24 protein-coding genes, 1 tRNA gene and 1 riboswitch are annotated in these 23,605 nt (G+C 65.2%); of the genes, 13 read left to right on the top strand and 12 right to left on the bottom strand.

Translation table 11 applies throughout. The features are described 5' to 3' along the window. Nucleotides 1-2: 2 nt before the first annotated feature. Entirely contained in the window at nt 3-1,169 is a 1,167-nt protein-coding gene (locus KAK09_RS11835) for a M20 aminoacylase family protein (RefSeq protein ID WP_210879150.1), read from the bottom strand. Between the two features lie 63 nt (nt 1,170-1,232). Between KAK09_RS11835 and mazG the strand changes: the two genes are divergently transcribed. Then, nucleotides 1,233-2,048: a nucleoside triphosphate pyrophosphohydrolase gene (gene mazG / locus KAK09_RS11830; RefSeq protein ID WP_210879149.1), complete on the top strand. Its 816-nt coding sequence runs from the start codon at nt 1,233-1,235 to the stop codon at nt 2,046-2,048. Between the two features lie 267 nt (nt 2,049-2,315). Next, nucleotides 2,316-2,391, top strand: a tRNA-Thr gene (locus KAK09_RS11825). Between the two features lie 57 nt (nt 2,392-2,448). Here the strand turns inward: KAK09_RS11825 and KAK09_RS11820 are convergent. From KAK09_RS11820 to metZ, 6 genes are all read right to left on the bottom strand, one after another. Continuing rightward, on the bottom strand, nt 2,449-3,897 hold the full coding sequence (locus KAK09_RS11820; RefSeq protein WP_210879148.1) for a TrkH family potassium uptake protein: 1,449 nt from the start codon (nt 3,895-3,897) through the stop codon (nt 2,449-2,451). Between the two features lie 57 nt (nt 3,898-3,954). Next, nucleotides 3,955-4,188 (bottom strand): DUF1127 domain-containing protein, encoded by a 234-nt coding sequence (locus KAK09_RS11815; protein WP_210879147.1) that lies wholly within the window; start codon nt 4,186-4,188, stop codon nt 3,955-3,957. A 173-nt stretch (nt 4,189-4,361) separates the two neighbouring features. Then, nucleotides 4,362-4,583 (bottom strand): hypothetical protein, encoded by a 222-nt coding sequence (locus KAK09_RS11810; protein WP_210879146.1) that lies wholly within the window; start codon nt 4,581-4,583, stop codon nt 4,362-4,364. Between the two features lie 123 nt (nt 4,584-4,706). Further along, nucleotides 4,707-5,246: a hypothetical protein gene (locus KAK09_RS11805; protein ID WP_210879145.1), complete on the bottom strand. Its 540-nt coding sequence runs from the start codon at nt 5,244-5,246 to the stop codon at nt 4,707-4,709. 176 nt (nt 5,247-5,422) lie between these two features. Further along, on the bottom strand, nt 5,423-6,523 hold the full coding sequence (gene folE2 / locus KAK09_RS11800) for a GTP cyclohydrolase FolE2 (protein WP_210879144.1): 1,101 nt from the start codon (nt 6,521-6,523) through the stop codon (nt 5,423-5,425). Nucleotides 6,524-6,641: 118 nt separating this feature from the next. Further along, a complete protein-coding gene (gene metZ, locus KAK09_RS11795) occupies nt 6,642-7,811 on the bottom strand; it encodes an O-succinylhomoserine sulfhydrylase (RefSeq protein ID WP_210879143.1) in 1,170 nt (389 codons plus the stop codon). Between the two features lie 57 nt (nt 7,812-7,868). After that, nucleotides 7,869-7,946: riboswitch (SAM riboswitch) on the bottom strand. A gap of 116 nt (nt 7,947-8,062) precedes the next feature. Between metZ and KAK09_RS11790 the strand changes: the two genes are divergently transcribed. The 5 genes from KAK09_RS11790 (at nt 8,063) to KAK09_RS11770 (ending at nt 12,839) form a co-directional block, all read left to right on the top strand. Then, entirely contained in the window at nt 8,063-8,962 is a 900-nt protein-coding gene (locus KAK09_RS11790) for an alpha/beta hydrolase (RefSeq protein ID WP_210879142.1), read from the top strand. Between the two features lie 29 nt (nt 8,963-8,991). Then, a complete protein-coding gene (locus KAK09_RS11785) occupies nt 8,992-9,654 on the top strand; it encodes a glutathione S-transferase N-terminal domain-containing protein (RefSeq protein WP_210879141.1) in 663 nt (220 codons plus the stop codon). A gap of 76 nt (nt 9,655-9,730) precedes the next feature. After that, nucleotides 9,731-10,840, top strand: a complete 1,110-nt coding sequence (locus KAK09_RS11780) for a Ppx/GppA phosphatase family protein (protein ID WP_210879140.1) — start codon at nt 9,731-9,733, stop codon at nt 10,838-10,840. Further along, entirely contained in the window at nt 10,840-11,556 is a 717-nt protein-coding gene (locus KAK09_RS11775) for an RlmE family RNA methyltransferase (protein ID WP_210879139.1), read from the top strand. Before KAK09_RS11780 ends, KAK09_RS11775 begins: the two co-directional genes overlap by 1 nt. Nucleotides 11,557-11,630: 74 nt before the next feature. Then, entirely contained in the window at nt 11,631-12,839 is a 1,209-nt protein-coding gene (locus KAK09_RS11770; protein WP_210879138.1) for a pyridoxal-phosphate-dependent aminotransferase family protein, read from the top strand. On the opposite strand, the gene KAK09_RS11765 is transcribed toward KAK09_RS11770, so the two are convergent. Further along, nucleotides 12,826-13,230, bottom strand: a complete 405-nt coding sequence (locus KAK09_RS11765; protein ID WP_210879137.1) for a hypothetical protein — start codon at nt 13,228-13,230, stop codon at nt 12,826-12,828. The genes KAK09_RS11770 and KAK09_RS11765 overlap by 14 nt on opposite strands. 9 nt (nt 13,231-13,239) lie before the next feature. Further along, the gene (locus KAK09_RS11760; protein ID WP_210879136.1) at nt 13,240-14,442 is read right to left on the bottom strand and encodes a pyridoxal phosphate-dependent aminotransferase; all 1,203 of its coding nucleotides are present in this window, start codon (nt 14,440-14,442) and stop codon (nt 13,240-13,242) included. Nucleotides 14,443-14,528: 86 nt separating this feature from the next. Between KAK09_RS11760 and KAK09_RS11755 the strand changes: the two genes are divergently transcribed. The 3 genes from KAK09_RS11755 to KAK09_RS11745 all read left to right on the top strand — a co-directional run bounded on the left by KAK09_RS11755 (nt 14,529) and on the right by KAK09_RS11745 (nt 15,775). Then, entirely contained in the window at nt 14,529-14,927 is a 399-nt protein-coding gene (locus KAK09_RS11755) for a helix-turn-helix domain-containing protein (protein ID WP_210879135.1), read from the top strand. 34 nt (nt 14,928-14,961) lie between these two features. Next, a complete protein-coding gene (locus KAK09_RS11750; protein WP_210879207.1) occupies nt 14,962-15,186 on the top strand; it encodes a succinate dehydrogenase assembly factor 2 in 225 nt (74 codons plus the stop codon). Nucleotides 15,187-15,277: 91 nt separating this feature from the next. After that, on the top strand, nt 15,278-15,775 hold the full coding sequence (locus tag KAK09_RS11745; protein ID WP_210879134.1) for a MarR family winged helix-turn-helix transcriptional regulator: 498 nt from the start codon (nt 15,278-15,280) through the stop codon (nt 15,773-15,775). A 67-nt stretch (nt 15,776-15,842) separates the two neighbouring features. Here the strand turns inward: KAK09_RS11745 and KAK09_RS11740 are convergent, their stop codons facing one another. Further along, nucleotides 15,843-16,271, bottom strand: coding sequence for a VOC family protein (locus KAK09_RS11740; RefSeq protein WP_210879133.1), 429 nt, complete (start codon nt 16,269-16,271; stop codon nt 15,843-15,845). 174 nt (nt 16,272-16,445) lie between these two features. Here KAK09_RS11740 and thyX point away from each other — a divergent pair, with 174 nt between their 5' ends. The 3 genes from thyX (at nt 16,446) to KAK09_RS11725 (ending at nt 20,539) form a co-directional block, all read left to right on the top strand. Beyond that, on the top strand, nt 16,446-17,360 hold the full coding sequence (thyX, locus tag KAK09_RS11735; protein WP_210879132.1) for an FAD-dependent thymidylate synthase: 915 nt from the start codon (nt 16,446-16,448) through the stop codon (nt 17,358-17,360). Between the two features lie 223 nt (nt 17,361-17,583). Further along, entirely contained in the window at nt 17,584-19,056 is a 1,473-nt protein-coding gene (locus KAK09_RS11730) for an ABC transporter substrate-binding protein (protein WP_210879131.1), read from the top strand. 433 nt (nt 19,057-19,489) lie between these two features. Beyond that, nucleotides 19,490-20,539: a zinc-dependent alcohol dehydrogenase family protein gene (locus KAK09_RS11725; protein ID WP_210879130.1), complete on the top strand. Its 1,050-nt coding sequence runs from the start codon at nt 19,490-19,492 to the stop codon at nt 20,537-20,539. A 47-nt stretch (nt 20,540-20,586) separates the two neighbouring features. Here the strand turns inward: KAK09_RS11725 and KAK09_RS11720 are convergent, their stop codons facing one another. Together KAK09_RS11720 and KAK09_RS11715 are read right to left on the bottom strand one after the other, a co-directional pair. Further along, nucleotides 20,587-21,828 carry a sigma-54-dependent transcriptional regulator gene (locus KAK09_RS11720; protein ID WP_210879129.1) on the bottom strand — a complete coding sequence of 414 codons (1,242 nt, stop codon included), beginning with the start codon at nt 21,826-21,828 and terminating at the stop codon, nt 20,587-20,589. Continuing rightward, complete coding sequence (locus tag KAK09_RS11715) at nt 21,825-23,570, bottom strand: sensor histidine kinase (protein WP_210879128.1); 1,746 nt, start codon at nt 23,568-23,570, stop codon at nt 21,825-21,827. Before KAK09_RS11715 ends, KAK09_RS11720 begins: the two co-directional genes overlap by 4 nt. Nucleotides 23,571-23,605 lie beyond the last annotated feature (35 nt).

Genomic DNA, 23,605 nt, shown 5'->3' with positions numbered 1-23,605 from the left:
GCTCAGTCCCGCAGCGGCAACGCCCGCTCGATCAGCCGCGCGAAAAACGACGCGCCGACCGGGGCCACCGCATCGTTGAAATCGAAGCCCGGATGGTGCAGCCCCGGCCCCGCGCCCTGCCCCAGAAACAGATATGAGCCGGGCCGCGCGGCCAGCATATAGGCGAAATCCTCGGCTCCCATCTCGCGGGTGCGATCCGCGACCACCGCCCCCTCGCCCGCCACCTCGCGCGCGACCTCGACGGCGAAGGCGGTGCTTTGCACCTCGTTCACCGTCGGCGGATAGCCCAGGTCGATCTCCACCTCCGCGCGCACCCCATGCGCCGCGGCCACCCCCTCGGCCACCTCGCGCAACCGGCGATGCACCATCGCCTGCACGGTGCCCGAGAATGTGCGGATGCTCGCCCCCACATAGGCCCGGTCAGGAATCACGTTATCGACGCTGCCCGCGTGGATCTGCGTGACCGAGATCACCAGATCATCCAGTGGGTCACGGTCGCGCGTCACGATGGTCTGGATCGCCTGCACCATCGCCACCGCCGCCGGGATCGGATCGCGTGTCTCATGCGGCAGGGCGGCATGGCCGCCCTGCCCGATCACATGGATATGGAGCGTATCGACGGCGGCCATGATCGGCCCCGGCGTGGTCTCGAACCGGCCCTCGGGCGCGCCCGGCAGGGTGTGCAGCGCATAGACCTCGCGCACCGCGTGCCGGTCAAGCGCGCCCTCCTCCACCATCAGCCGCGCGCCGCCCGGCCCCTCCTCGGCGGGCTGGAAGAACAGCACCGCGCGTCCGGCGAAGTTCCTTGTTTCCGCAAGATATTTCGCCGCGCCAAGCAGCATCGTGGTATGACCGTCATGACCGCAGGCATGGGCACGCCCCGGCACGGTGCTGGCGTGATCGGTGCCGCTCAGGTCCGCCACCGGCAGCGCGTCCATATCGGCGCGCAAGCCAATGGCGGGACCGTCCCCGCGCCCCTCGATCACCGCCACCACGCCGGATTGCGCCACCCCTGTCTCGATCCGGTCCACGCCGAATTCACGCAGACGCTCGACCACAAACGCCGCCGTCTCATGGCAGTCCAGCCCGATCTCGGGATGGGCGTGCAGGTGCCGCCGCCAGGCGGTCATGTCTCCGGCAAAACCGGCAATTCGGTTGATCACGGCCATGGCTGGACTCTCCCCCCTCTCACAGGTCAGGGTGCACTCAACCGCAAAGACGAAGGCGCTGCAATGGTTGACGATGCCCTTATTCATGACGCGCGCGGCGGGCTGCCCCGGCTCATCGCGATCATGGCGCGGCTGCGCGATCCAGAGACGGGCTGTCCCTGGGATATCGAACAGGATTTCGCCACCATCGCCCCCTATACCATTGAAGAGGCATACGAAGTCGCCGACGCCATCGAACGAGGCGATTGGCAGGAACTGCGCTCGGAACTGGGCGACCTCTTGTTGCAGGCGGTGTTTCACGCGCAGATCGCGCGCGACAAGGGGCTGTTCGACATCGAGGACGTGGCCAATGCCATTTCCGACAAGATGGTGGCGCGGCACCCGCATGTGTTCGGCAATGAAAGCCGAGAGAAATCAGTCGAGCAACAGACCCGCGACTGGGAGACGGTCAAGGCCGCCGAGCGCGCATCAGAGGGGCGGCGCGGCACGCTCGAGGGCGTGGCGCTTGGCCTGCCTGCGCTGCTGCGGGCGGTGAAATTGCAAAAGCGCGCCGCGCGGGTGGGGTTCGACTGGCCCGACTCCTCTCATGTTCTCGACAAGATACGAGAGGAAGTTGAGGAACTGCATGAGGCGGCAGCAAAGGCCGATCCCGACAGGATCGAAGACGAATTCGGCGATCTGCTTTTCGTCATGGCCAATCTCGCGCGGCACATGCGGCTTTGCCCCGAGGCCGCGCTGCGCCGCGCCAACGCCAAATTCACCCGCCGTTTCGAGTGGATCGAGGGACGTCTGGCCGAAGATGGACGCCGCCCCGAGGACAGCGATCTTGCGGAAATGGACGCGCTCTGGAACGCTGCCAAGACCGAGGAACGCCGCTGAGGCGCCCCGTGCGCGCCCCGCAACCTGACGGAATGAGCCACCATGCCCCTTACCATGCCCCGAGAGGTTTTCATCACCTGCGCCGTCGCCGGCGCGGGCGGCGTTGTCGCAGCCCGCGAGGCCGATCTGCCCGCGCCCCCGGCCCGGACGAATGAGCCCCCCCCGCACTTGCGGTGACAGGCGCGCAAAACCCCTTGCACGGTCGGAACAGAGCGTATAGACGCTCGGTCGCACAAGGCCCGCTCCGGCGCGCCTGTCGAGAAGAGTGCCGCTGTAGCTCAGCTGGTAGAGCACGTCATTCGTAATGATGGGGTCGGGGGTTCGAGTCCCTTCAGCGGCACCAGTCTTCTTTCCAGATGGACCTTGCCCGCCAGGGGTGAGCCGGGCCGGTCAGGCCGGCTCAGGGGCGCCAGAAGCGTGGCAGCAGAAGCACGATGACGGCGATGATTTCCAGCCGTCCCATCAGCATGGCCGCGATCATCAGCGCCTTCGCCATCTCGGGAAAGGCCTGAACCGAGCCGGTATCGCCCACGCTTGGCCCGAAGGCGGGACCGATGTTGAAGATCGCCGTCCACGCGCCGGTGACCGATTCCATCAGTGTCAGCCCGGTCAGTTCCAACGCCACAGAAAAGAACCCGAGCGACAGGATATAGACGGTAAAGAGCAGCATCACCGATTGCAGCACCTCATCCTCGACCTGCCGCCCCTCATGACGCAGCACCATGACCGAGGAGGGATGGAATATCCGCCGCGCCTGCTGGCCGAGCGCGCGCAGCATGAGCTGGTAGCGGAAGATCTTGATCGAACAGCCGGTGGAGCCGGTGCAGCCGCCGATCGCCCCCACGATGATCAGGATGGCAAAGGAAAAGTGGCCATAGGCCGTCACATCGCCGTCGCCATAGCCCGTGCCGGAAAACAGCGACACCACGTTGAACAGCCGCTCACGCAGCCGCGCCTCATCGAAATTTCCGAGCGCAAGAATGTCATAGGCCGCCAGCAGCGCAAAGGAATAGAACAGCCAGCGGATATAGGTACGCACCTGTGTATCCTGCAGCAGCGGCCGCAGGTTTCCCTGCACACCCTGCATCATCCGTACGAACGGCAGACTGGCCAACACCATGAACACCACGCAGGCATATTGCGGTGCACCGGGAAAGGCACCGAACGAGGCATCGGTCGTGGAAAATCCCCCGGTCGAGACTGTGGTCAGCGCGTGCACCGTCGCATCGAACGCCCCCATGCCAAGCGCGAGATAGGTCGCCGTGCAGACAACCGTCAGGCCCAGATAGACGTTAAGCACCCCTTTCGAGATATCGATCGTGCGCGGCAGCGCCTTGCCGAAGGTATCGAACCCCTCGGAACGAAAGAACTGCATCCCGCCCACCCGCATTTCGGGCAGGAACACCAGCGCCACGATGACAATGCCAAGCCCGCCCAGCCATTGCAGGATGCCGCGCCACAGCAGGATCCCCTTGGGCAGATCATCAAGCCCGGCGATGACCGTGGTGCCGGTCGTGGTCATCCCCGACATCGATTCGAAGAACGCATCGACAAAGCCAAGCTGCGTCTCGCCCAGCATGAAGGGCATCGCGCCGAAAAGCGGCAGCGCCACCCAGACCGTCGTTGTCAGCAGAAACGCCTGCTGGATGTTCAGCCCCTGCCCCACCGAATTGCGGCAGGACAGCGCCACCAGCCCCCCGGCGAGGCAGGTCACGATCATGCTTTCGGCGAAAACGGGCCAATGCTCACGCCCTTCGGCGAGATCCACCAGAAGTGGCAAGGCCATGGTAAGGCCCATGGCCATCACCATCAGCCCGACAAGATATCCCACGGGGCGCACGTCAAACATGGAGCGCAGCCTTGGCGTCAGCCCGCGCGCCTGTCAAGCGGCTTGGGCGGCGCTGTCTCAGAGCTGATCGGGCAGCACATCCTCGAACACGAAAGCCGGAATATCGGCGCGCTGCAGCCCCATCGCAGCAAGATCACGGTCGCTGAGCGCCTGGAGGCGCATCACGCTGTCAATCCGGCGTCGCGACAGCATGTAGCCATTCATGCCCGGCGCGCGTTCGGTCAGAAACAGGTCTAGATCACGCCGCCAGCCGGCGGGCAGAAAACGGGTATGCACGATGTCTGCGGTCATTGGGTCCCCTTATCGTCGCTTGCGAGGGTCCCCTCCCTGACTGTCAATATAGCGCATCCCGCCGGAAATTTCGCGGGATGCGGCGCGTCTTGCGCGGATTTCCGCTGCGGTGCAGCAAAAACATCGTCCCCGCCGCGCCATGACGCGGGCGGGGACAGATTGTCTCGTCTTGTTCAGGCGTAGAAAAGGTCCTTGAAGACATGATAGGCGATATCGTCCCGGCGGAGGCCAATCCGGGCGAGTTCCTCATCGGATTTCGCCTCGAGCGCCTCGATCCGGGCGCGACGGCTCTGCACTTGCGCGTGCCGTTCGCAGGATCTTTCAAGCGCGGCGACAAAGCCCTTCCAGAAAGCGCGCAGCGGGGCAGATGTGATATTCGTGGATATGTATGCCATTTGGAAACCTCACGGATGTGATGCGTTTCCTCCCTGCGATCTAATTAGGTCATAGCCACTGACATGACGAGCGCCAAAACGGAATGGCCGGGTTGCATCTGCTGCATCCCGGCCAGCAAGGACTTATTCCGTATCGGCTTTTGCCGCGCGTTCGGGCAATGCGGGCGGTGCCGAAGGCGCACGCGGGCGCTTGAGCGCGGCGGGGGCTTCGGCCTTGGCGACCTCGGGCTTGGCAATCTCGGCCTGTGCCTTGGCAGCGGTGGGTGCCGGTTTGACCGGGGCGGCCTCGGCCTTGGGCTTGGGCGCGGCGGCCACTTCCGCTTTCGGCGCAGGCTTGGGCGCGGGGGCGGATTTGGCTTCGGGTGAAGCGACTGGCGCTTCTTTGGCTTTCGGGGCGGGCTTGGGCGCGGGGGCCGCGTCCTTGACCGGGCTCAGAGCCGGCTTGACGACAGGTTTGACGGCGGGGCGCGCGGCGCGCGGCTTGGCCGGGGCGATGGCGCGTGTGGCCGGAGCCTCCTGCGATTTGAAAAGCGGCCCCAAGGGCGTCGCGCGCAATCCCGCCTCGGTCATGATCCGGGCAATGCGCAACTGGCTTTCGACCATATAGCCGGTCAGCCGAATGCTGGCGGCAGACAGCTTGAGCGGCAGATCGGGTGTAAACATGTTCCTTGATCCTCTTTGTCAGGTGTCGGCCATTATGGCGCAGACAGGTGACACGCGTCTAACGCAGGTCCAATGCTGCGTTGCAGCAAAATGCCGCGAGGTCAAATCACATTTCGCATATGCAGCAAAATGCCGCCAGCAGGGCTCCTGGACTGCCCAAAAACCGGGCAGCGCGCCTAGCCGCCGTGAACAAGCGTCTGGAACAGGCGCGGATCAAGGCTGGTTGCGGCGAAGGTCTCGCCCTCGGTCAGCACGCTGACCGCGTCATGACTGTGCAGACTTTCCTGATGGCTGGCCACTACGCGGAAATCGCCGATGCGCGGATCGGCCAGCAACTGCTCGCAGAAAAGCCGCGCGGCATCCTCGACAAAGATCGCGTTGGCCGCGTTCAACTCGGCAAAAGCCTGCTCGTCCTCGCGCTTGACCATGACCTGCGTCTCGGTCGGCACGGAGCGACGCGCGAGGTCGATGAGGTCCTCGAACCACAAGCAACCGCCCGCGACCACCTCGATCGAGAGACGTGCGACCGAGCGTTGCGAATGTGGTGTCGCAAGCTGCCCGCGCGTGGCGCGCGCGTGCTCGCTCAACTCCAGCGAACAGGGGCAGGTCGAGGAATAGACATAATCGAGATGCACGAACTTGCGCTTGACCCCGCCCTGTTCCACCAGTTCCAGCGCGATGTCGTAATACTGATAGCCCTCGAGACCAGAGCGCAGCGACCGCAGCTTCATCGGGTAGGACAGCCGCATCTGCAACCGCGCCTCGCCGCTGTCGAGATCGGTCAGGTAATCATCAAGCGCCGCCTCCATCACCTCGAAGCTGAAGGTTTTTTCGGCATGCTTGTAAAAGCTGCGCATGATGCGCGACATGTTGATGCCCTTCTTGCCCGCCTCCAGGCTGACCGTGCCGGTAACGGATGTCTCAAGCGTGAGATCGCCATTGTCGCGGGTGTGAAAGCGGATCGGCAGGCGGAAGTTGGAAATCCCCACATGCTGTAACTGCTGTTTCGTGCCCCGGATGAGCGAGGCCGGGCCGTTCTGAAGGTCGGGCAGCGAGGCGCGATAGGCGTCGTCCACCTCGAAACCTTCGGGATAGTCACGGGCCATGGCGGGATAGTTCGTCAGGGTCGCCTCGGGTAAAAGACGCGCGATCGCCGGATCGAGGTCGGCCACCTCTTCGGCGGTGGCCGAGGACGCCCACGCCCGGAGCCGCGCAAGCGCCTGTTTCGCCTCGTCCCGGTCGGGAACCGGCAGCATGTCAGAGGGATGCATGTTCATTCAAAAATTTCCCTGTCCGCTCGTCACGAGAGAAACATAAGCCGTTTCCCCCGAAATTGCCATTCACGTAAGTTCTTACGCCAAAGGCGACAGGCCGGATCATTTCCGTCAGGTCTTTCTACCCCGCCGCGTCAAGCGCATGCCGCAGATCGGCGATCAGGTCCTCCGCATCCTCCAGCCCCACGCTGAGCCGCACCAGCCCCGGCGTGATGCCGAGCACGACCTTCTGTTCCGCCGGCAGTCGTTGGTGGGTGGTGGTGGCCGGGTGCGTCACGATGGATTTCGCATCGCCCAGGTTGTTGGAGATGATCACGATTTCAAGCGCATTGAGAAACCGGAACGCCGCCGCCTGCCCGCCCTTCAGATCGAGCGACAGCACCGTGCCCCCCTGCCCCATCTGCCGCATCGCCAGCGCGTGCTGCGGATGATCCCCAAGCCCCGGATAGATTACCCGCAACCGCGCGTCACCCGAAAGCGCCTCGGCAATCGCCTGCGCGCTGGCCGATTGCGCGCGCACCCGCAGGTCGATCGTCTCAAGCCCCTTGAGCATGACCCAGGCGTTGAACGGCGAGAGCGCGCCGCCGGTGTGCTTCATGTAGGGCTCAAGCGTCTTGCGGATGAACTCGCGGCCGCCCAGAACCACCCCGCCCAGACAGCGCCCCTGTCCGTCGATGTGCTTGGTGGCCGAATAGATCACCACATCGGCCCCCTGAGCGATGGCATCGGAATAGACCGGCGTGGCAAAGACATTGTCCACCACCACAAGCGCCCCCGCCGCATGGGCCAGTTCCGCCACGGCGGCGATGTCGATCACCTCCAGCGTCGGGTTGGCGACAGTCTCGAAAAATACGGCTTTCGTGCCGGGCCGGATCGCCGCGCGCCACGCGTCAAGGTCGGTGCCATCCACGAATGTCACCTCGACGCCGAACCGCGTGAGAACCTCCTCCAGCACATAGAGGCACGAGCCGAACAGCGCCCGCGCCGAGACCACATGATCGCCCGCCCGCAGCATCGAGGTCAGCGCGCCCGAGACGGCCGCCATGCCGCTTGCCGTGGCAAAGGCGTCCTCGGCCCCCTCAAGCGCGGCGATGCGTTCCTCGAACATGGCCACCGTAGGATTGCCGTAGCGGGCATAGATGAACTCGTCCGGTCCCGCCTTGATGAACCGCGCCTCAGCCGCCTCGGCGCTGTCATAGACAAAACCCTGCGTGAGGAAAATCGCCTCGCTTACCTCGTTGTATTGGCTGCGCCGCGTGCCGCCATGGACCAGTTTCGTGCGTGTCTTCATATCCGTCCTCCGGGCGCGCGGCCCAACCGAAAAAGCCCCGCCCGCGGCCAAGCGAAAGGGGGCTTTCTCCTGACCTTTTAGCGGAGTTGTTTAACGTGGCCCGCAATCCGGTAACAAAGCGCCACATGCGGCGCTTTAACCACAGGTCCGGGCTGCGTCAACTCTGTCACCGTAGTTTTATCAAAGCGTCGCGGTGCCGACATATGGCGCGCCTAATTCCTCGACACAAGATGTTGTAGGGATCGGTGGACATGCCGCTCGTTCATGTAAATACCGGGGACCACCTGCCGACCTGGGCGCTTGATGCCGGATCGGGGCCGGTCATCATCATGGTGCACGGGTTCAGATACGCCCCCGGCCATGCCAGCGAATGCCCCCATCGCCAGATATTTTCTCTCGCGCCCGAGCGTGAGTGCTTCAAGGTGGTATCCTGGCCGCGTGGTCTGGGCTTTGACGGCACCCGAGGCGACGAAGGTCTCGCCCTGGGCTTCGGCTGGAACGCGCGCGGCACGCTCTGGCAGGCATACAGAGAGGCCGTCCACGCCGGAGAGGCGCTCGCAGCCACGATCAACGTCTTGCAAGCCCGTGCGCCGCATCGCCCGGTCCACGCCATCGCACATTCCCTTGGTGCGCGGGTGGTGCTCTCGGCGCTGTCACACCTGAAGCCGGGCGCGATCGACCGCGCCATTCTGCTGGCGGGGGCCGAATTCGGCCACCACGCGGCGCAGGCCCTGGCCAGCCCCGCAGGCCACGCGGCAGAGATCATCAACGTCACCACGCGCGAGAACGATGTTTACGATTTCCTGCTCGAATGTCTCATCCCGGCCCCCGCGCGCGGCGACCGCAGCCTGGGACTCGCGCTGCCGACCGGGGCCAATGTTCTTACCCTGCAACTCGACGATCCCGGCACGCTCGACGTCCTGAACCGCGCAGGATATGACGTGGCGCCCCCCGCCACGCGCATCTGCCACTGGTCCGCCTATACCCGTCCCGGCGCGCTCGATTTCTACGCGGCCCTTCTGCGCGACCCGGACCGCCTGTCGATCGCACAGCTTCGCGCCGCCCTGCCCGAACGCGCCGCGCCGCGCTGGTCGCGACTCCTGCCCGAGATGCGACTGCACTTGCCAATGGGCCGCAAAGCGTCATTCTGAAACCGCGCACAGCCGGACGGAAGGACGCCATGCAAGACCCGATCGACCTCTATTACTGGCCCACACCGAACGGCTGGAAAATCTCCATCGCACTCGAGGAAATGGGCCTGCCCTATCGCTGCCACCTGATTGACATCGGCGCGGGCGATCAGCACGCGCCCGCGTTTCTCACCATCTCGCCCAACAACCGCATCCCCGCGATCACCGATCCCGAAGGGCCCGACGGCGCGCCGATCCATATCTTCGAATCCGGCGCGATCCTCATGTATCTCGCGCGCAAGACCGGGCGCTTTCTGGGCGAGACCGAGCGCGAGCAGATCGCGGTCGAGCAATGGCTGATGTGGCAGATGGGCGGCGTCGGTCCGATGGCCGGTCAGGCGCATCATTTTCTCAAGTTCGCACAAGAAGACATCCCCTACGCCAAGGACCGCTACCGCACCGAGGTCGCCCGCCTCTACGGCGTGCTCGACCGGCAACTGGCGGTCAATCACTTCGTGGCGGGCGATTTCTACTCCATCGCCGACATGGCGCTCTGGGGCTGGTGCTCGCTCTGGGAGGGGCAGCAGCAGACGCTTGACGACAAGCCGCATTTCGCCCGGTGGCTGGCGGAAGTGGGCACGCGCGAAGGCGTGCACCGTGGCCGCGCGCTTCATGCCGACCGCCGCCAGGATCCCACGGCACGGCCCGCCTGAGTCCCGCGCTCGGCCCTTGCGCGGCGGGCCGTATCGCTCTACCTTTGACGCAACTAGTAATGGAGGGCGTTACATCATGACGCCCAAGCGTCCGATTGGTGCGGGCGCTATCCCGAAGCCGGTCGAGAGCCCCGCGCCGAGCCTCCCGGATCGATTTCCGCTTTATGCGGCGCTCGATCTTGGAACCAATAGCTGCCGCATGCTGATTGCCCGACCGGAGGGCAGTCAGTTTCATGTGGTGGACAGTTTCTCGAAATCCGTTCAGCTCGGCGCCGGGCTGGAGCGGTCCGGTCGTCTGTCGCGCGCCGCCATCTACCGAACGATACAGGCGCTGCGGGTCTGCCATCAGAAGCTGCGCCGCCACAAGGTCGGACGGATGCGCCTTGTTGCGACAGAAGCCTGCCGCCGCGCCATCAACGGGCGCGAGTTCATGGCAAGGGTCGAGCGCGAGACAGGGCTTCGCCTCGATATCATCGCGCCCGAGGAAGAGGCGCGGCTGGCCGTTGTTTCCTGTGCGCCGCTGGTCAGCCCCGGCACGGAACAGTTGCTTGTGGTCGATATCGGCGGCGGCTCGACCGAGCTTGTCTGGATCGACCTGCGCGAGGTGCCACCGGCGGACCGCGCCCGCGCCATCATGCAGATGCATCTGGGCTTTCATGCGGTGACCGAAGGACCGTCGGCAAAGGTGGTGGACTGGATCAGCGTGCCGCTCGGCGTCGCCACCCTGCGCGAGCAGTTCCGCGATGTCGAGGACGACGCGGCGCGTTTTGCGCTCATGAGCTGGTTTTTCGAGGAGAACCTTGCCGAATTCGCTCCCTACAAGGACGAACCCTCGCGCAAGGGATTTCAGATCGTCGGCACTTCGGGCACTGTCACCACGGTGGCGGCAAGCCATCTGGGCCTCAAGCGTTACGACCGCAACAAGGTGGATGGTCTGACCATGACCAGCGACGAAATCGACCGCGTGATCCGCAACTACCTTGCACTCGGCCCCGCCGGACGGCGACGCGACCCGCGCATCGGGCTGGACCGGCAGGCCCTGATCATGTCGGGCGCGGCGATCCTTCAGGCGCTGTTGCGTTGCTGGCCGACCGACCGGCTTTCGGTCGCCGATCGCGGCCTGCGCGAGGGGATGCTATACGCGCAGATGGCCGCCGACGGCGTGCTCGACGAAGGAGAGACGTGATGGCCAAGGGACCGGACGGCAAGAACACCTCGGGACGAGGGCTGCGCGATTTGACGGTCAAGGTCAAGACGGCGCGGGGGCGGCGCTCGTCCTCGACACGCTGGCTGCAACGGCAATTGAACGACCCTTATGTCAAGCGCGCGCAGGCCGAAGGCTATCGCGGGCGTGCCGCCTACAAGATCATGGAACTCGACGACAAATACCGCTTTCTGGTGCCGGGGGCACGGGTGGTCGATCTGGGCTGCGCGCCCGGCGGCTGGTTGCAGGTGGCGGTGCCGCGCGTCAACGCGCTCGGGCAGAAGCCGGGCAAGAAGCAGGGCTTCGTTCTGGGCATCGACCTGCAAGAGGTGGAACCCGTCGCCGGGGCCGAAATCCATCAGCTTGATTTCATGGAAGACGGGGCCGACGAAAAGGTGAAGGAGTGGCTGGGGGGGGGCGCAGATGTCGTCATGTCCGACATGGCCGCCGCCTCCTCGGGGCACAAGCAGACCGACCACCTGCGCATCATTGCGTTGTGCGAGGCGGCGGCCTATTTCGCCTTCGACGTGCTCGAAGAGGGCGGCACCTTCGTGTCCAAGGTGCTTGCGGGCGGGGCCGAGGGCGAGTTGCAAAAGCTGCTGAAACAGCGCTTTGACAAGGTCGCCAACGTCAAGCCCCCCGCCTCGCGCGCCGACAGTTCCGAGAAATTCGTGGTCGCCACAGGCTTTCGCAGCTGAGCCGCGCGCCCCCGTTGACGCCGCCCGAAACCGGCGTAAGGTCGCGCCCGAAAACCCTCTCTGGAGACGTCCCCATGAGCCTTGCCAACGGTCGCGCCTATCTTGCCATCCCCGGCCCTTCGGTCATGCCCGAAGAGGTGCTGCGCGCCATGCACCGCTCTGCCCCCAATATCTACGAGGGCGAATTGATCGAGATGACGGCGGGCCTCATCCCCGATCTGCGCGCCGTGGCGCGCACGGCAGGCCGCGTGGCCATCTACATCTGCAACGGCCATGGCACATGGGAGGCCGCGCTTGCCAACACCATGGCCCAAGGCGACAGGGTTCTGGTCCCCGCCACGGGCCGTTTTGGCCATGGCTGGGCGGATGTGGCGCGCGGTCAGGGCCTCAACGTGGAGATGCTCGATTTCGGCAAGCGCGATGCGCTCGACCTTGGCCGCGTCGAGGCCGCGCTGCGCGCGGACACAGATCACACGATCCGCGCCGTGCTGGCGACCCATGTGGACACTTCCACATCTGTTCGAAACGATATCAATGGCCTGCGCAGCGTTCTTGATGCCACCGGCCACCCCGCGCTCTTGATGGCCGATTGCATCGCGTCGCTGGCCTGCGACCGGTTCGAGATGGACGCATGGGGCGTCGATGTCACCATTTCCGCTAGCCAGAAGGGACTGATGGTCCCCCCCGGCCTTGGCTTCGTGTGGTTTTCCGAGAAGGCGGCGGAGGCGCGCAAACGCATTGGCGCGGTCCCGCGCTACTGGGACTGGACGCACCGCGCCGAGCCGGAAATGTTCTACCAGTATTTCGGCGGCACCGCCCCCACCCATCACCTCTACGGGCTGCGCGCCGCGCTTGATCTGATCAAGGCCGAGGGGATCGAGGCGATCTGGGACCGCCACGAGGTGCTTGCCCGCGCCATCTGGGCGGCCTGCGAGACCTGGGGCGCAACCGGCCCGCTGGAAATGAACATCGCCGACCGGGGCTTTCGCAGCCACGCCGTCACCGCGCTCCGGATCGGCGCGCCGCATGGCTCCGACTTGCGGCAATGGGTGCAGGACCATGCGGGCGTCACCCTCGGTATCGGGCTTGGCATGGCGGAACCGGGCGATCCGGCCTGGCACGGCTTTTTCCGCATCGGCCATATGGGGCATGTGAATGCCCATATGATCCTCGGCGCGCTCGGGGCGATCGAGGCAGGCTTATGCGCGCTCGACATTCCCCACGGGTCAGGCGGGCTGTCCCGCGCGGCAGAGGTGATCGCAGGCTGCGTCAGCCGTCCTTGAGCAGCCGGTCGGCCTTCTTGCGCACCAGAACCGTGCGCAGATCGTGCATGGCCAGCAACAGCGCATCCATCACCTGATCAAGCTGCGCATCGGTCGCCTTCGCCTGCACCCAATGGGTCGTTGTGTTAAGGCAATCGACCGCCCGCAGGATATCGTCGATGTCGCGATATTCGAGGATTTTCAACCGCTCGGCCATCCACGCCTCAATCGCGGTCCTGTCCTCTGGCGTCAGTTCCCGCTCGCCATGGGGCTTGATCTCGCCCTTGCGGATATTGACCACGGCGATCTGGTCCATGTCGATACGCCTCTGCCGGTTCTCGGTATCGACCCGGAACACGAAAGCGCCGTTCTCACGCGCACGGAAATAATAGTCCGGCAGATCGCCCGCCATATGCCCCTCTTATCGCAGCCCGGCGCAGAACCTCTCGATCCGTGTGCAGGCCTCGCTCAGCGCCTCGTCCGAGGTAGCGTAGCTGATGCGGAAATTCGGTGAAAGCCCGAAGGCCGCGCCAAACACCACCGCCACGCCGGTCTCTTCCAGCAGGGCCGTGGCGAAATCCTCATCCGTTTCGATCCGCGCGCCGCCCGCGCTCTGCTTGCCGATCAGCCCCGCGATGGAGGGATAGACATAGAACGCTCCTTCGGGGCGCGGGCAGGTGATGCCGGGAATAGCATTGAGGCGGTCCACCACCAGATTGCGACGGCGCACAAAGGCCGCATTGTTCTCGGCGATGAAGTCATGGCTGCCGTTGAGCGCCTCAACGGCAGCCCATTGGCTGATGCTGCAGGGGTTCGACGTGCTCTGCGACTGGATCTTGCGCATCGCCGCAATCAGATCCTTCGGCCCGGCCGCATAGCCGATCCGCCAACCGGTCATGCAATAGGCTTTGCTCACCCCGTTACAGGTCAGCGTCCGCTCGTAAAGCCCCGGCTCCACCTCGGCAGGCGTGCAGAACGCGAAATCGTCATAGGCGAGATGCTCATACATGTCGTCGCTCATCACCCAGACATGGGGATGGCGCATCAGCACATCGGTAAGCCCCGACAACTCGGCCCGGCTATACCCCGCACCGGTCGGATTCGACGGCGAATTGAAGATGAACCAGCGCGTTTTCGGCGTGATCGCGGCCTCGAGCGCCTCTGGCGTGAGCTTGAACCCGGTTTCGATGCCGGCGGGCACAATCACCGGCTCGCCGCCAGCGAGGAGCACCATGTCGGGGTAGCTGACCCAATAGGGCGCAGGGATCAGCACCTCATCCCCCGGATTGAGCGTCGCCATCAGCGCATTATAGAGGATCTGCTTGCCGCCCGAGGCGACGCTGACCTGTGCGGGCATATAGTCCAACCCGTTGTCGCGCTTGAACTTGGCACAGATCGCGGCCTTCAGTTCGGGGATACCATCGACGGCAGTATATTTTGTTTTGCCCTCTTCGATGGCCCGGATACCCGCAGCGCGGATATGCGCAGGGGTGGGGAAATCTGGCTCTCCGGCGCCAAGGCCGATCACGTCGCGGCCCGCCGCCTTCAACTCCTGCGCCTTGGTGGTCACGGCGATGGTGGGCGAGGGCTTGACGCGATCAAGCGTCGCGGACAGGCGGGACATGGTCGGCTCCGGTTTGAATTTACCTGCCAAACCTCTTAGGGTGCGTCTATGACCCGATCAAGCACGATCGCCGGAAAGGGAGAACAATGACCGAAACCACCGAGCACTGGTTCGACCCCGACGCCACCACCTTTGGCGACCGCATCACCGGCGCGCGCGAACGCGCGGGCATGACCCAGAGCGATCTGGCCAAGCGCCTCGGCGTCAAGCTGAAGACGCTCAAGGGCTGGGAGGACGACCTTTCCGAGCCACGCGCCAACAAGCTGTCGATGATGGCGGGACTTCTGAATGTCTCGCTTCTGTGGCTGCTCTCGGGCGAGGGCGAAGGACCGGACGCGCCCTCGACGGGTGATCTGTCGCCCGACATCTCGGGCATGCTGACCGAAATGCGCGACATTCGCACCCGGCTTGTCACCTCGACCGACCGGCTGGCCCGGCTGGAAAAGACCCTGCGCGCCAAGCTGAAGGAAGAAGCCGGTGAGTGAGGAAACCCACGAGCACCGCCTGCGCCGTCTGACGATGCGCGCGAACCGGCGTGGAATCAAGGAGATGGACATCATCCTTGGCCGCTATGCGCGCGCGCGCCTTGAGACGATGGATGACCCCGCGCTCGATCTTTTCGACGCGCTTCTGTCGGAAAACGATCAGGATCTTTACCAGTGGGTGACGCGGCAAGGCCCCGCGCCCGCCCGCTTTACCACGCTCATCGCGGACATCATGCAACGCGCCTGCACCCCGAAATAGAGAATATTTTAGACGTTGGCGTCCCGATTTAACCGATTATTGGCGGTTTTGCCGCAAGCTCCCTCGCGAACCCACCGCAAGGGACACGTTCATGAGTTTTCAGAGACCCCTCGGCGCACCATCGCGCGCCGCCTATGTCACCGGCTATCTTGAGGCACTGTCACTGGTGGAGCGGTTGCACCGGCTGCTGCTCGACGTGATCAAGGACGAGTTCGAGCGCGTCGGCATCATCGAGATCAATGCCGTTCAGGCGCTCTTGCTGTTTAACATCGGCGAGAACGAGGTGACGGCAGGCGAATTGAAGTCGCGAGGCTACTATCAGGGCAGCAATGTCAGCTACAACCTGAAGAAACTGGTCGAGACCGGCTATATGCACCACCAGCGATGCGAGGTGGACCGCCGCGCCGTGCGCGTGCGCCTGACGGAAAAGGGGCGCAACATCCGCAACCTGGTCGCCGCGCTCTTCGAGCGCCATGCCGAGGGGCTTGAGGGGCGCGGCGTGCTCGGAGCCGACGGACTCGACCAGGTGACAACGGCCCTGCGCCGCGTCGAACGCTACTGGAGCGACCAGATCCGGTATATCTACTGACGCTCAGCCGACCACATAACCCGCCATCCCCGCGAAAGCGGGGATCGTCCCGCAGTCCTCTGCGTCGTTACCAGTGGCCGATATTCTCCATGCTGGTCCAAGGCTCTTCGGGCGGCAAGGGATCACCCGCCTGCAAAAGTTCCACAGAGATGTTGTCGGGACTGCGCACAAAGGCCATGCGCCCGTCGCGCGGCGGGCGGTTTATCGTCACGCCGTTGGCCTGCAAGTGGCGGCACATGTCATGGATGTTCTCCACCTCATAGGCCAGATGCCCGAAATGGCGGCTGTCCGATGGCAGCCCCTCATCGCCGTCCCAGTTCCAGGTCAGTTCGACCGGGCACTCCTCCTGCCCCTCGGGTGCCATGAAGACCAGCGTGAACCGCCCCCCCTCATTGTCCCAGCGCCGCGTCTCCTTCAGCCCCAGAAGCGAGAAGAAACGCATCGTTGCGTCCAGATCCCTGACCCGGACCATGGTGTGCAGATAGCGGATTTGCATGACTGACCTCCGTTTTGCCCGTCGCCCCGAGGATAGGCGCGCGGGCGGCGGTGTCGAGGGCAAATCCCCATCCTGTCATTTCCTTTGGATACCACCCGATATCGGCTTGGCCCACCCACCACACGCAAGATATAGTGGGCTACGACTCAAACCCCATCTCCGAAAGGTGCCGTCATGCCGCTGACCCAAGAGCAACAGGCCGAAATCGACGCGGCACGCGCCACTTCGCGCCAGACCCTGCGCGCCACTGCGGATGGCATGGAGGCGCATCTCTACACCGCGCATCCCGTTCTCGATCACGGCTTCGTCCGCGTGATCGACTATATGGGCGACGATGCCGCCATCTGCCAGGCGGCGCGCGTCTCATACGGGCGCGGCACCAAATCGGTGCAAAATGACGAGGGGCTGATCCGCTATCTCATGCGGCATTGGCACTCGACGCCCTTCGAGATGTGCGAAATCAAGCTGCATGTCAAACTGCCCGTCTTCGTGGCGCGCCAGTGGATCCGCCACCGCACGGCGAACGTCAACGAATATTCAGCCCGCTACTCGATCCTCGACCGAGAATTCTACATCCCCGCGCCCGAGGACCTTGCCGCGCAATCGACCACCAACAATCAGGGCCGGGGCGCGGCGCTCTCGGGTGAGGAGGCCGCCCGTGTGCTCGACATCCTGCGCGGGGATGCGATGCGCTGCTATGACCATTACGAGCAGATGATCGGGCAGGAGGGCCAGCAGGGCCTTGCGCGCGAACTGGCCCGCATGAACCTGCCCGCCAATATCTACACCCAATGGTATTGGAAAACCGACCTGCACAACCTGCTGCATTTCCTGCGGCTGCGGGCAGACCAACACGCACAGTATGAAATCAGGGTTTACGCCGACGCGATCTGCCGCATCACCGCCGACTGGGTGCCGTTCGCCTACAAGGCATTCGAGGATTACCGCATGGGCGGCGCGACGCTCTCGGCCACTGCCCTCGCCTGCGTGCGCCGGATGCTGAAAGGCGAGGCGGTGACACAGGAGGACAGTGGCATGTCCAAGGGGGAGTGGCGGGAATTCGAGGGGATTTTGAACGACCCCACCTAGATCATGTGGCGCCTGTTCAGGGTCAGGCCCGGAAAAGGTATGCCACCTCAATACAACACTCCGGACGGTGCCGGCACGGGCACGCCCATGACCGGGCTCCATGCCGGCCTTTGGTGCGATGAATTGCCAGGAAACCGATGCCGCCCCCCTAACCCATTCCCGTTGCCTTTCGCCCCAGCTCTTGCCACACTCGCCTCAAACCATCGTCGCGTCAGGACCCCGAATGCGCTTTGCCCTGATTGCCCTTCTCCTCATCGCCTCCGCCGCATCGGCAGAACCGCGCGGCACCTTCCGCCACGCCCATAACGTCGGCTTCGGCGCGCAGTCGAGTCTCGATCCCGCATCATCGGGCCGCGTGCTTCAGATCATCGAGAAGATCCAGAGCCGCCTTGTGCGTCCCGCCCGCGACGGAACCCCCGCGCCAGATCTTGCAACTCATTGGTTTACAAATGAAAATGGTACAGTCTGGACATTTCATATCCGCGACGGCGTGCAGTTTCACGACGGTCGACCGCTGCGCGCCGAGGATGTGGTCTATTCCATCGCCCGCGTGATCGACCCCGATTACGGCAGCCCCGCCCGCGCCTCGGTCCGTATGATCGAGACGGTCGAGGCCACCGGCCCGCTGACCGTGCGTATGGTGCTCCGTTCCACCTTCGCCGACTTTCCGTTGCAACTGATGGACCCGCGCCTGCGGATCATCCCAGAGGGGTCGGGCGACACGGTCGGCCATACCGGCATCGGCACCGGACCTTTCAAGGTCAAGAAGTTCGACCCCGACGGCATCACCACGCTCATCGCCTACGAGGACTATTGGGAAGGACCGCCGCAACTCGCCCGGATTGATGTGATCGGCGTGCCCGACGCGCAGGCGCGGCTTCAGGCGTTTCTCTCGGGACAGCTCGACATGGAGCGCGGGATCGCCCCGGTGCTGCGTCGGGCACTTGATAAATCTCTCCGATATCAACTTCTCGAGATTCCAACCGGTAACTGGATGGGCTTGAGTTTCCGCAACGACGTGCCGCCCTTCGACGATCCCCGCGTGCGCCTTGCGCTGCGGCTTGCGGTCGATCGCGACGAGATGCTGCAACTGGCGCTCGACGGGGGTGGGGTGATCACCTGCGACACGCCGGTGGCACCAAATGACCAGTATCGCGCCGAGATGGCCTGCCCGCCAGATCCCGAGGGCGCCCGCGCGCTTCTGACCGAGGCGGGCTATCCGGACGGGCTGGATGTCAGGATATACGTCTCGTCGCTCGATCAGAGCTGGCCGGTGATCGGAGCCGCCTTTCAGGAACAGGCCGCGCGGGCGGGCATCCGGGTCGAACTCGTGAGTGCCGCCGCCGATGGCTATTGGTCGAATGTCTGGATGAAGAAGGATGCTTTCGCCACCTCCTGGGGCGAGCGCCCAGCCGATCAGGCCCTGAACGAGGTGTTCCATTCCGAGGCCAAGGGGAACGAAAGCCATTTCAGCAATCCGGCCTTTGACCAACTGCTGGCAAGGGCGCGCTCGGAACTGGATTTCGACCGGCGCCGGGGCCTTTATCTTGAGGCACAGCAAGAGCTTGCTAGGACCTCTGGCACGCTCATCCCCTTTCACGTCACACAGCTTGTGGTGCTCTCGAACCGGGTCACCCATTTCGACCCCGTGCGCAACGACGCGCTGCGCTGGCATCTGGTGGCGGTCGAGGATTGAGGGCCTTGCCGTCGTGATGGTCGGCCCCTAGCGTTCGCCCCCTGACGCAATATACCCGGTGCAAAGCGGCTGCAAAGTGTCTGTTGATGACCCGCATGGACATTCCCAATTGAGGGATGAGCCGCGCGAGTGCCTGACCGCCGGGTGGCGCTGCGACGGTTTTTGTGGGCAGTTTATGGTGCAGGAACATCGAACGATTGTACGGGGTGCAGCGTTGCAAAATCGCCCGCCCGGGGGGGCGGTCGGGCGCTCGCGCGGCGGCGCGCAGGCACGCCTTGATTCCGCGCGGGTGGCAGGAGGCCAGCGTCAGCGCAAGGCCATTCAACGCCCCTGGCATTCTAGATTCCGCCAACATGGCGCGCCTGCTCAATACCGGGTAACTTATGTCAGGTGGCGAACACTAGCGTTCCCCCCACACCAGAAGGAGATCCCGATGCGCGCTGCCCTGATGACCCGCTATGCCATGCCGGTCGAGATCACAGATGTGCCCGATCCCGCCTGCCCGCGCGACGGCGCCGTGGTCGCCGTTCGCGCCTGCGGGGTGTGCCGGTCGGATCACCATGCCTGGAAAGGGGCAGACCCGGATGTGGTTTTGCCGCATGTGATGGGGCACGAATTCGCGGGCGAAGTGATCGAGGTCGGGCCAGAATGCCGAGCCTTCCGGGCGGGCGACCGGGTCACCGCGCCATTTGTCCTTGGCTGTGGTACCTGTCCCGATTGTCGGGGCGGAGAACCGACGATCTGCAACCACCAGGAGGTGATCGGTTTTACCGGCTGGGGTGCCTTTGCCGAGCGCCTGGCCATCCCGCGCGCCGATTTCAACCTCGTGCGCCTGCCAGACGGGATGGATTTCGCCGTGGCCGCAGGCATGGGTTGCCGCGTCACCACCTCGTTCCGCGCCGTTGTGGACCGGGCGAGAATCCAGCCCGGAGAATGGCTGGCGGTGCATGGCTGCGGCGGTGTGGGGCTGTCGGCGATCCTGATCGGGGCGGCGCTCGGGGCGCGTATCCTCGCCGTAGACGTGACGCCGGAAACGCTGGCCATCGCCCGCGATCTGGGCGCGAACGCGACGCTTGACGCAAGCGCGACCGACGATGTGGGCGGCGCGGTGCGCGAGATCACCGAGGGCGGCGCGCATGTTTCGCTCGATGCGCTCGGGATCACGGAAACCTTCCACAACTCGCTGAAAAGCCTGCGCAAGATGGGGCGCCATGTGCAGATCGGCATGCCGCTCGGCCGCCACGCCACCCCCGACCTGCCGCTGCTGGAACTGGTCTATTCGCGCCAGATCACGCTTCATGGCACACGCGGCATCGGCGCGCATCGCTTTGCCGCGCTGTTCGACATGATCACGGCGGGGCGGCTCGATCCTGCGCGGCTGGTCACGCGCCGGATCGGACTTTCCGACCTCAACAGCGCGCTTGTGGCCATGGACAGCTATGGTGGGGCAGGTGTGACTGTGGTGGACGACATGGCCGCGTAAGCCGTCACAATGCCGCCCTGCTCTCGGACCTCACGGCAGTGCCGCTGTCAGCCCTGCCCGCCGCGCCGATATTCCTCGGGGCGAATGCCATAGCGCGCGAGCTTGTCGTAGAAGGTCTTGCGCGGCAGTTGCAAGGCGCGGGCCGCTTCGGCGGCACGACCGTTCTGCCGCCCGAGCGCCGCGACAAGCAGCGCGCGCTCGACCCGTGCCATCTGTTCGGCCAGCCCGAGCCCGGCCGCTTCGGCCACCTCGTCGGGCATGCCCAGAACAAAGCGCATCGCAGCCGACATGAGCGAGCGCGCATTACCCGGCCAGTCCTGTGCCATCAGCGCGGCGAGATGGTCGGGCGTGATCTCGGGCGCGGGGATGCCTGCCTGTTCGGCGGCCTGCGCCACATAGTGGCGAAACAGCACCGGAATATCCTCGGGCCGCTCCGAGAGCGCGGGGATGCGCACATGCATCACCTCCAGCCGGTAGAAGAGATCGGCGTTGAACGCCCCTGCGCGCGCCGCCTCGGCCAGATCGGCGGTGGTTCCTGCGATGAGGCGCACGCCCGTGCCCGCCTCCAGTCGGTCCAGCAGCGCATAGCGCGCCATCTCGGGAAGCGCACCCACCTCGTCGAGAAAAAGCGTGCCGCCCTGTGCGCGCTCCAGCGCCTCGGCGAGTGCCTGCGGTTCCATCCCGGCCGCTGCGCGCTTGACGAAAGGACCCGCGGCGCTACCCGACATGAGGTGCATCACCTCAGCCACCTTCGAGACGCCCGCGCCGGGCGGACCGCTCACCAGAACCTCGGTGCCCGCCCGCGCCGCCTGCCGCACCGAGCGCCGCAGCGCATCAACCAGCGCCGAGGTGCCGAAAATCAACCGAGCGGCCGGATCGCCGGTTTCGAGCTGCGCCTTGAGGCGGCGGTTTTCCAGAACCAGCGCGCGATTCTTCAGGGCGCGGCCCAAAACCGTCAGAAGCTGTTCGGGTGCGCAGGGCTTTTCCAGGAAATCGAACGCGCCCTCCCCCATCGCCTTGACCGCCATGGGAATGTCGCCCTCGCCAGTCAACAGGATCACCGGCAGATCAGCATCGACCTGCCGTGCATGCGCCAGCAGGTGAAACCCGTCGCGCCCTGGCATCCGTATGTCCGACAGGATCACGCCGGGATAGTCGCGCGCGATGTGATCCTTGGCCTCGATGAAAGAGCCCGCCGCACGCACCTGCCAATCGGCCAGTTCCAGCGTCTGCACCAGCGCCTCGCGCACCGGGCGGTCATCGTCCACCAGCAGCACCGCGCCTGTCATGCCACGCGCTCCTCGGCCCACGGGTCAAGCTCGACGGTAAATTCGGCCCCCGCACCGGTATTGGCCCCCGAGATTCGCCCGCCAAAGCTCTGCACCAGCCCGTAGGAGATCGAGAGGCCAAGCCCCATGCCCTCGCCGCCGACATCCTTGGTGGTGTAGAATGGATCGAAGATCTTTTCCGGCTCCTCGATGCCGGGGCCGGTGTCGCGCACCGCCACGCGCACCGGCGCGCCATCCTCAAGGGTGATGCTCAGCCGCCGCTCGGCACTCTCGGCCATGGCGTCGGCGGCATTGGTAATGAGATTGACCAGCACCTGCCCCAGCCGCACCTCGCCGCCGCAGACCAGCACCGGGCCGGGTGGCGCGTGCCAGTCCACCGCAACGCCATCCTTGCGCAGCCGTTCGGTCGTCATCTCGAGCGCCACCTCCACCACCTTGATCATGTCCACCCGTCCCATCGGCTCGTTCTCGTTGCGCACGAAGGCGCGAAGGTTGCGGATAATCCGGCTCATCCGGTGCGCCATCTCGTCGATGCGCGCGAGGTTCTCGGCGGCACTGTCTGGCGCGCCTCGTTTCAGGAACGCGCCGCCATTGGCCGCCAATTGCCGGATGGCCATCAGCGGCTGGTTGAGTTCGTGGCTGATGCCCGCGCTCATCTTGCCGAGCGCGCTCAGCTTGCCGGCCTGCACAAGTTCGGCCTGCGCACGCTTGAGCGCCGCCTCCGCCTCCTGCCGCTCTCGTATCTCACGCTGCAAGGCGCGGTTGGTGCGGGTCAGCGTCTCGGTACGGTCAGCAACACGCCGCTCCAGTTGCGCGTTAGCGCGCGCCAGCGCGTGGCGCCGCTCCTGCGCCATCAGCAGCAGTGCGCCGAAAAAGAGCAGCAGCACCGCCACCGCCGCCGCCTGAAGCGCCGCCAGCCGCCGCGCCGGGCCCACATCCACCAGCGCCGCGCCGGTCATGCCGATGCGGGGCAGATCCTGCGCCACCTGCACCGCGCGGCGCGGCAGGTAGGGGCCGAGCTCGATCTGCCAGATCTCGTGCGGCCCGCTCCGGCTCTGCCCGAAGCGAATCGGCTGCCCCCCCGGCGGCACCAGTTCCGGCGCGCCCGGCACCTTGCCCCAACCCTGCAACTCGGAACGATTCGACAGGAACACTGACCCGCCCACATCCACGAGGAACACCGCCGTGCTCATGCCGCGCCAGCCGAACTCGACATTCTCGGCCGGGGCCACGGCCACCACCGCGCCGCTCACCCGTCCGTCCGCGCCAAAGGCGGGGGCGGCAAACTCGAAATACCGCCCGCCTGCGCCATCGCTGCCATGGGCGGTGCCAAGCGCGCCATCGAGGGCGCGCCGAAAAGCGGGGGCCCCGGCAAAGCCCTCGGGGCGTAGCGCGGTCCCGGCCAGAAGCCGCCCGTCGCGATCAGCGAAATAGAGCGCGCCTGCCCCGGTGCGATCAGCGGCGGCGATCAGAAGCCGCGTCGCCACCCGCCTGTCGCGCGGCCCCGACGCATGAGTGAGCACTGTCAGGCTCGGATGATCTGCCAGCGCCACCGCCTGATCGCGATACCGTTGCAGGTCAGAGACAAGCCCACCCAGAACCAGGGCCAGATCGGCCTCGCCGCGCCGCGACAACTCATCCAGCGCCTGCCGGTAGCCATAGTGCCAGACCGCCCCGGTCATCGCGGCGACGACCAGCAGGAACGGGGCAACAAGCATCAGACGGGGGGCAGATCGGGTCATGGCCCGCAGTTTATCCGCGCGCAGCCGCCCTTGAC

The sequence above is a fragment of the Roseovarius autotrophicus genome (genome assembly GCF_018069895.1).
Lineage (GTDB): Bacteria > Pseudomonadota > Alphaproteobacteria > Rhodobacterales > Rhodobacteraceae > Roseovarius > Roseovarius autotrophicus.
The sequence above is the reverse complement of the archived record's forward strand: the minus strand, read 5'-3'. Positions and strand labels throughout refer to the sequence as shown.

Bases quoted from the DNA above. Each gene is read 5' to 3' on its own strand.
- KAK09_RS11835 (WP_210879150.1), bottom strand. From the start codon at position 1,169: ATGGCCGTGATCAACCGAATTGCCGGTTTTGCCGGAGACATGACCGCC.
- mazG (WP_210879149.1), top strand. From the start codon at position 1,233: ATGGTTGACGATGCCCTTATTCATGACGCGCGCGGCGGGCTGCCCCGG.
- KAK09_RS11820 (WP_210879148.1), bottom strand. From the start codon at position 3,897: ATGTTTGACGTGCGCCCCGTGGGATATCTTGTCGGGCTGATGGTGATG.
- KAK09_RS11815 (WP_210879147.1), bottom strand. From the start codon at position 4,188: ATGACCGCAGACATCGTGCATACCCGTTTTCTGCCCGCCGGCTGGCGG.
- KAK09_RS11810 (WP_210879146.1), bottom strand. From the start codon at position 4,583: ATGGCATACATATCCACGAATATCACATCTGCCCCGCTGCGCGCTTTC.
- KAK09_RS11805 (WP_210879145.1), bottom strand. From the start codon at position 5,246: ATGTTTACACCCGATCTGCCGCTCAAGCTGTCTGCCGCCAGCATTCGG.
- folE2 (WP_210879144.1), bottom strand. From the start codon at position 6,523: ATGAACATGCATCCCTCTGACATGCTGCCGGTTCCCGACCGGGACGAG.
- metZ (WP_210879143.1), bottom strand. From the start codon at position 7,811: ATGAAGACACGCACGAAACTGGTCCATGGCGGCACGCGGCGCAGCCAA.
- KAK09_RS11790 (WP_210879142.1), top strand. From the start codon at position 8,063: ATGCCGCTCGTTCATGTAAATACCGGGGACCACCTGCCGACCTGGGCG.
- KAK09_RS11785 (WP_210879141.1), top strand. From the start codon at position 8,992: ATGCAAGACCCGATCGACCTCTATTACTGGCCCACACCGAACGGCTGG.
- KAK09_RS11780 (WP_210879140.1), top strand. From the start codon at position 9,731: ATGACGCCCAAGCGTCCGATTGGTGCGGGCGCTATCCCGAAGCCGGTC.
- KAK09_RS11775 (WP_210879139.1), top strand. From the start codon at position 10,840: ATGGCCAAGGGACCGGACGGCAAGAACACCTCGGGACGAGGGCTGCGC.
- KAK09_RS11770 (WP_210879138.1), top strand. From the start codon at position 11,631: ATGAGCCTTGCCAACGGTCGCGCCTATCTTGCCATCCCCGGCCCTTCG.
- KAK09_RS11765 (WP_210879137.1), bottom strand. From the start codon at position 13,230: ATGGCGGGCGATCTGCCGGACTATTATTTCCGTGCGCGTGAGAACGGC.
- KAK09_RS11760 (WP_210879136.1), bottom strand. From the start codon at position 14,442: ATGTCCCGCCTGTCCGCGACGCTTGATCGCGTCAAGCCCTCGCCCACC.
- KAK09_RS11755 (WP_210879135.1), top strand. From the start codon at position 14,529: ATGACCGAAACCACCGAGCACTGGTTCGACCCCGACGCCACCACCTTT.
- KAK09_RS11750 (WP_210879207.1), top strand. From the start codon at position 14,962: ATGCGCGCGAACCGGCGTGGAATCAAGGAGATGGACATCATCCTTGGC.
- KAK09_RS11745 (WP_210879134.1), top strand. From the start codon at position 15,278: ATGAGTTTTCAGAGACCCCTCGGCGCACCATCGCGCGCCGCCTATGTC.
- KAK09_RS11740 (WP_210879133.1), bottom strand. From the start codon at position 16,271: ATGCAAATCCGCTATCTGCACACCATGGTCCGGGTCAGGGATCTGGAC.
- thyX (WP_210879132.1), top strand. From the start codon at position 16,446: ATGCCGCTGACCCAAGAGCAACAGGCCGAAATCGACGCGGCACGCGCC.
- KAK09_RS11730 (WP_210879131.1), top strand. From the start codon at position 17,584: ATGCGCTTTGCCCTGATTGCCCTTCTCCTCATCGCCTCCGCCGCATCG.
- KAK09_RS11725 (WP_210879130.1), top strand. From the start codon at position 19,490: ATGCGCGCTGCCCTGATGACCCGCTATGCCATGCCGGTCGAGATCACA.
- KAK09_RS11720 (WP_210879129.1), bottom strand. From the start codon at position 21,828: ATGACAGGCGCGGTGCTGCTGGTGGACGATGACCGCCCGGTGCGCGAG.
- KAK09_RS11715 (WP_210879128.1), bottom strand. From the start codon at position 23,570: ATGACCCGATCTGCCCCCCGTCTGATGCTTGTTGCCCCGTTCCTGCTG.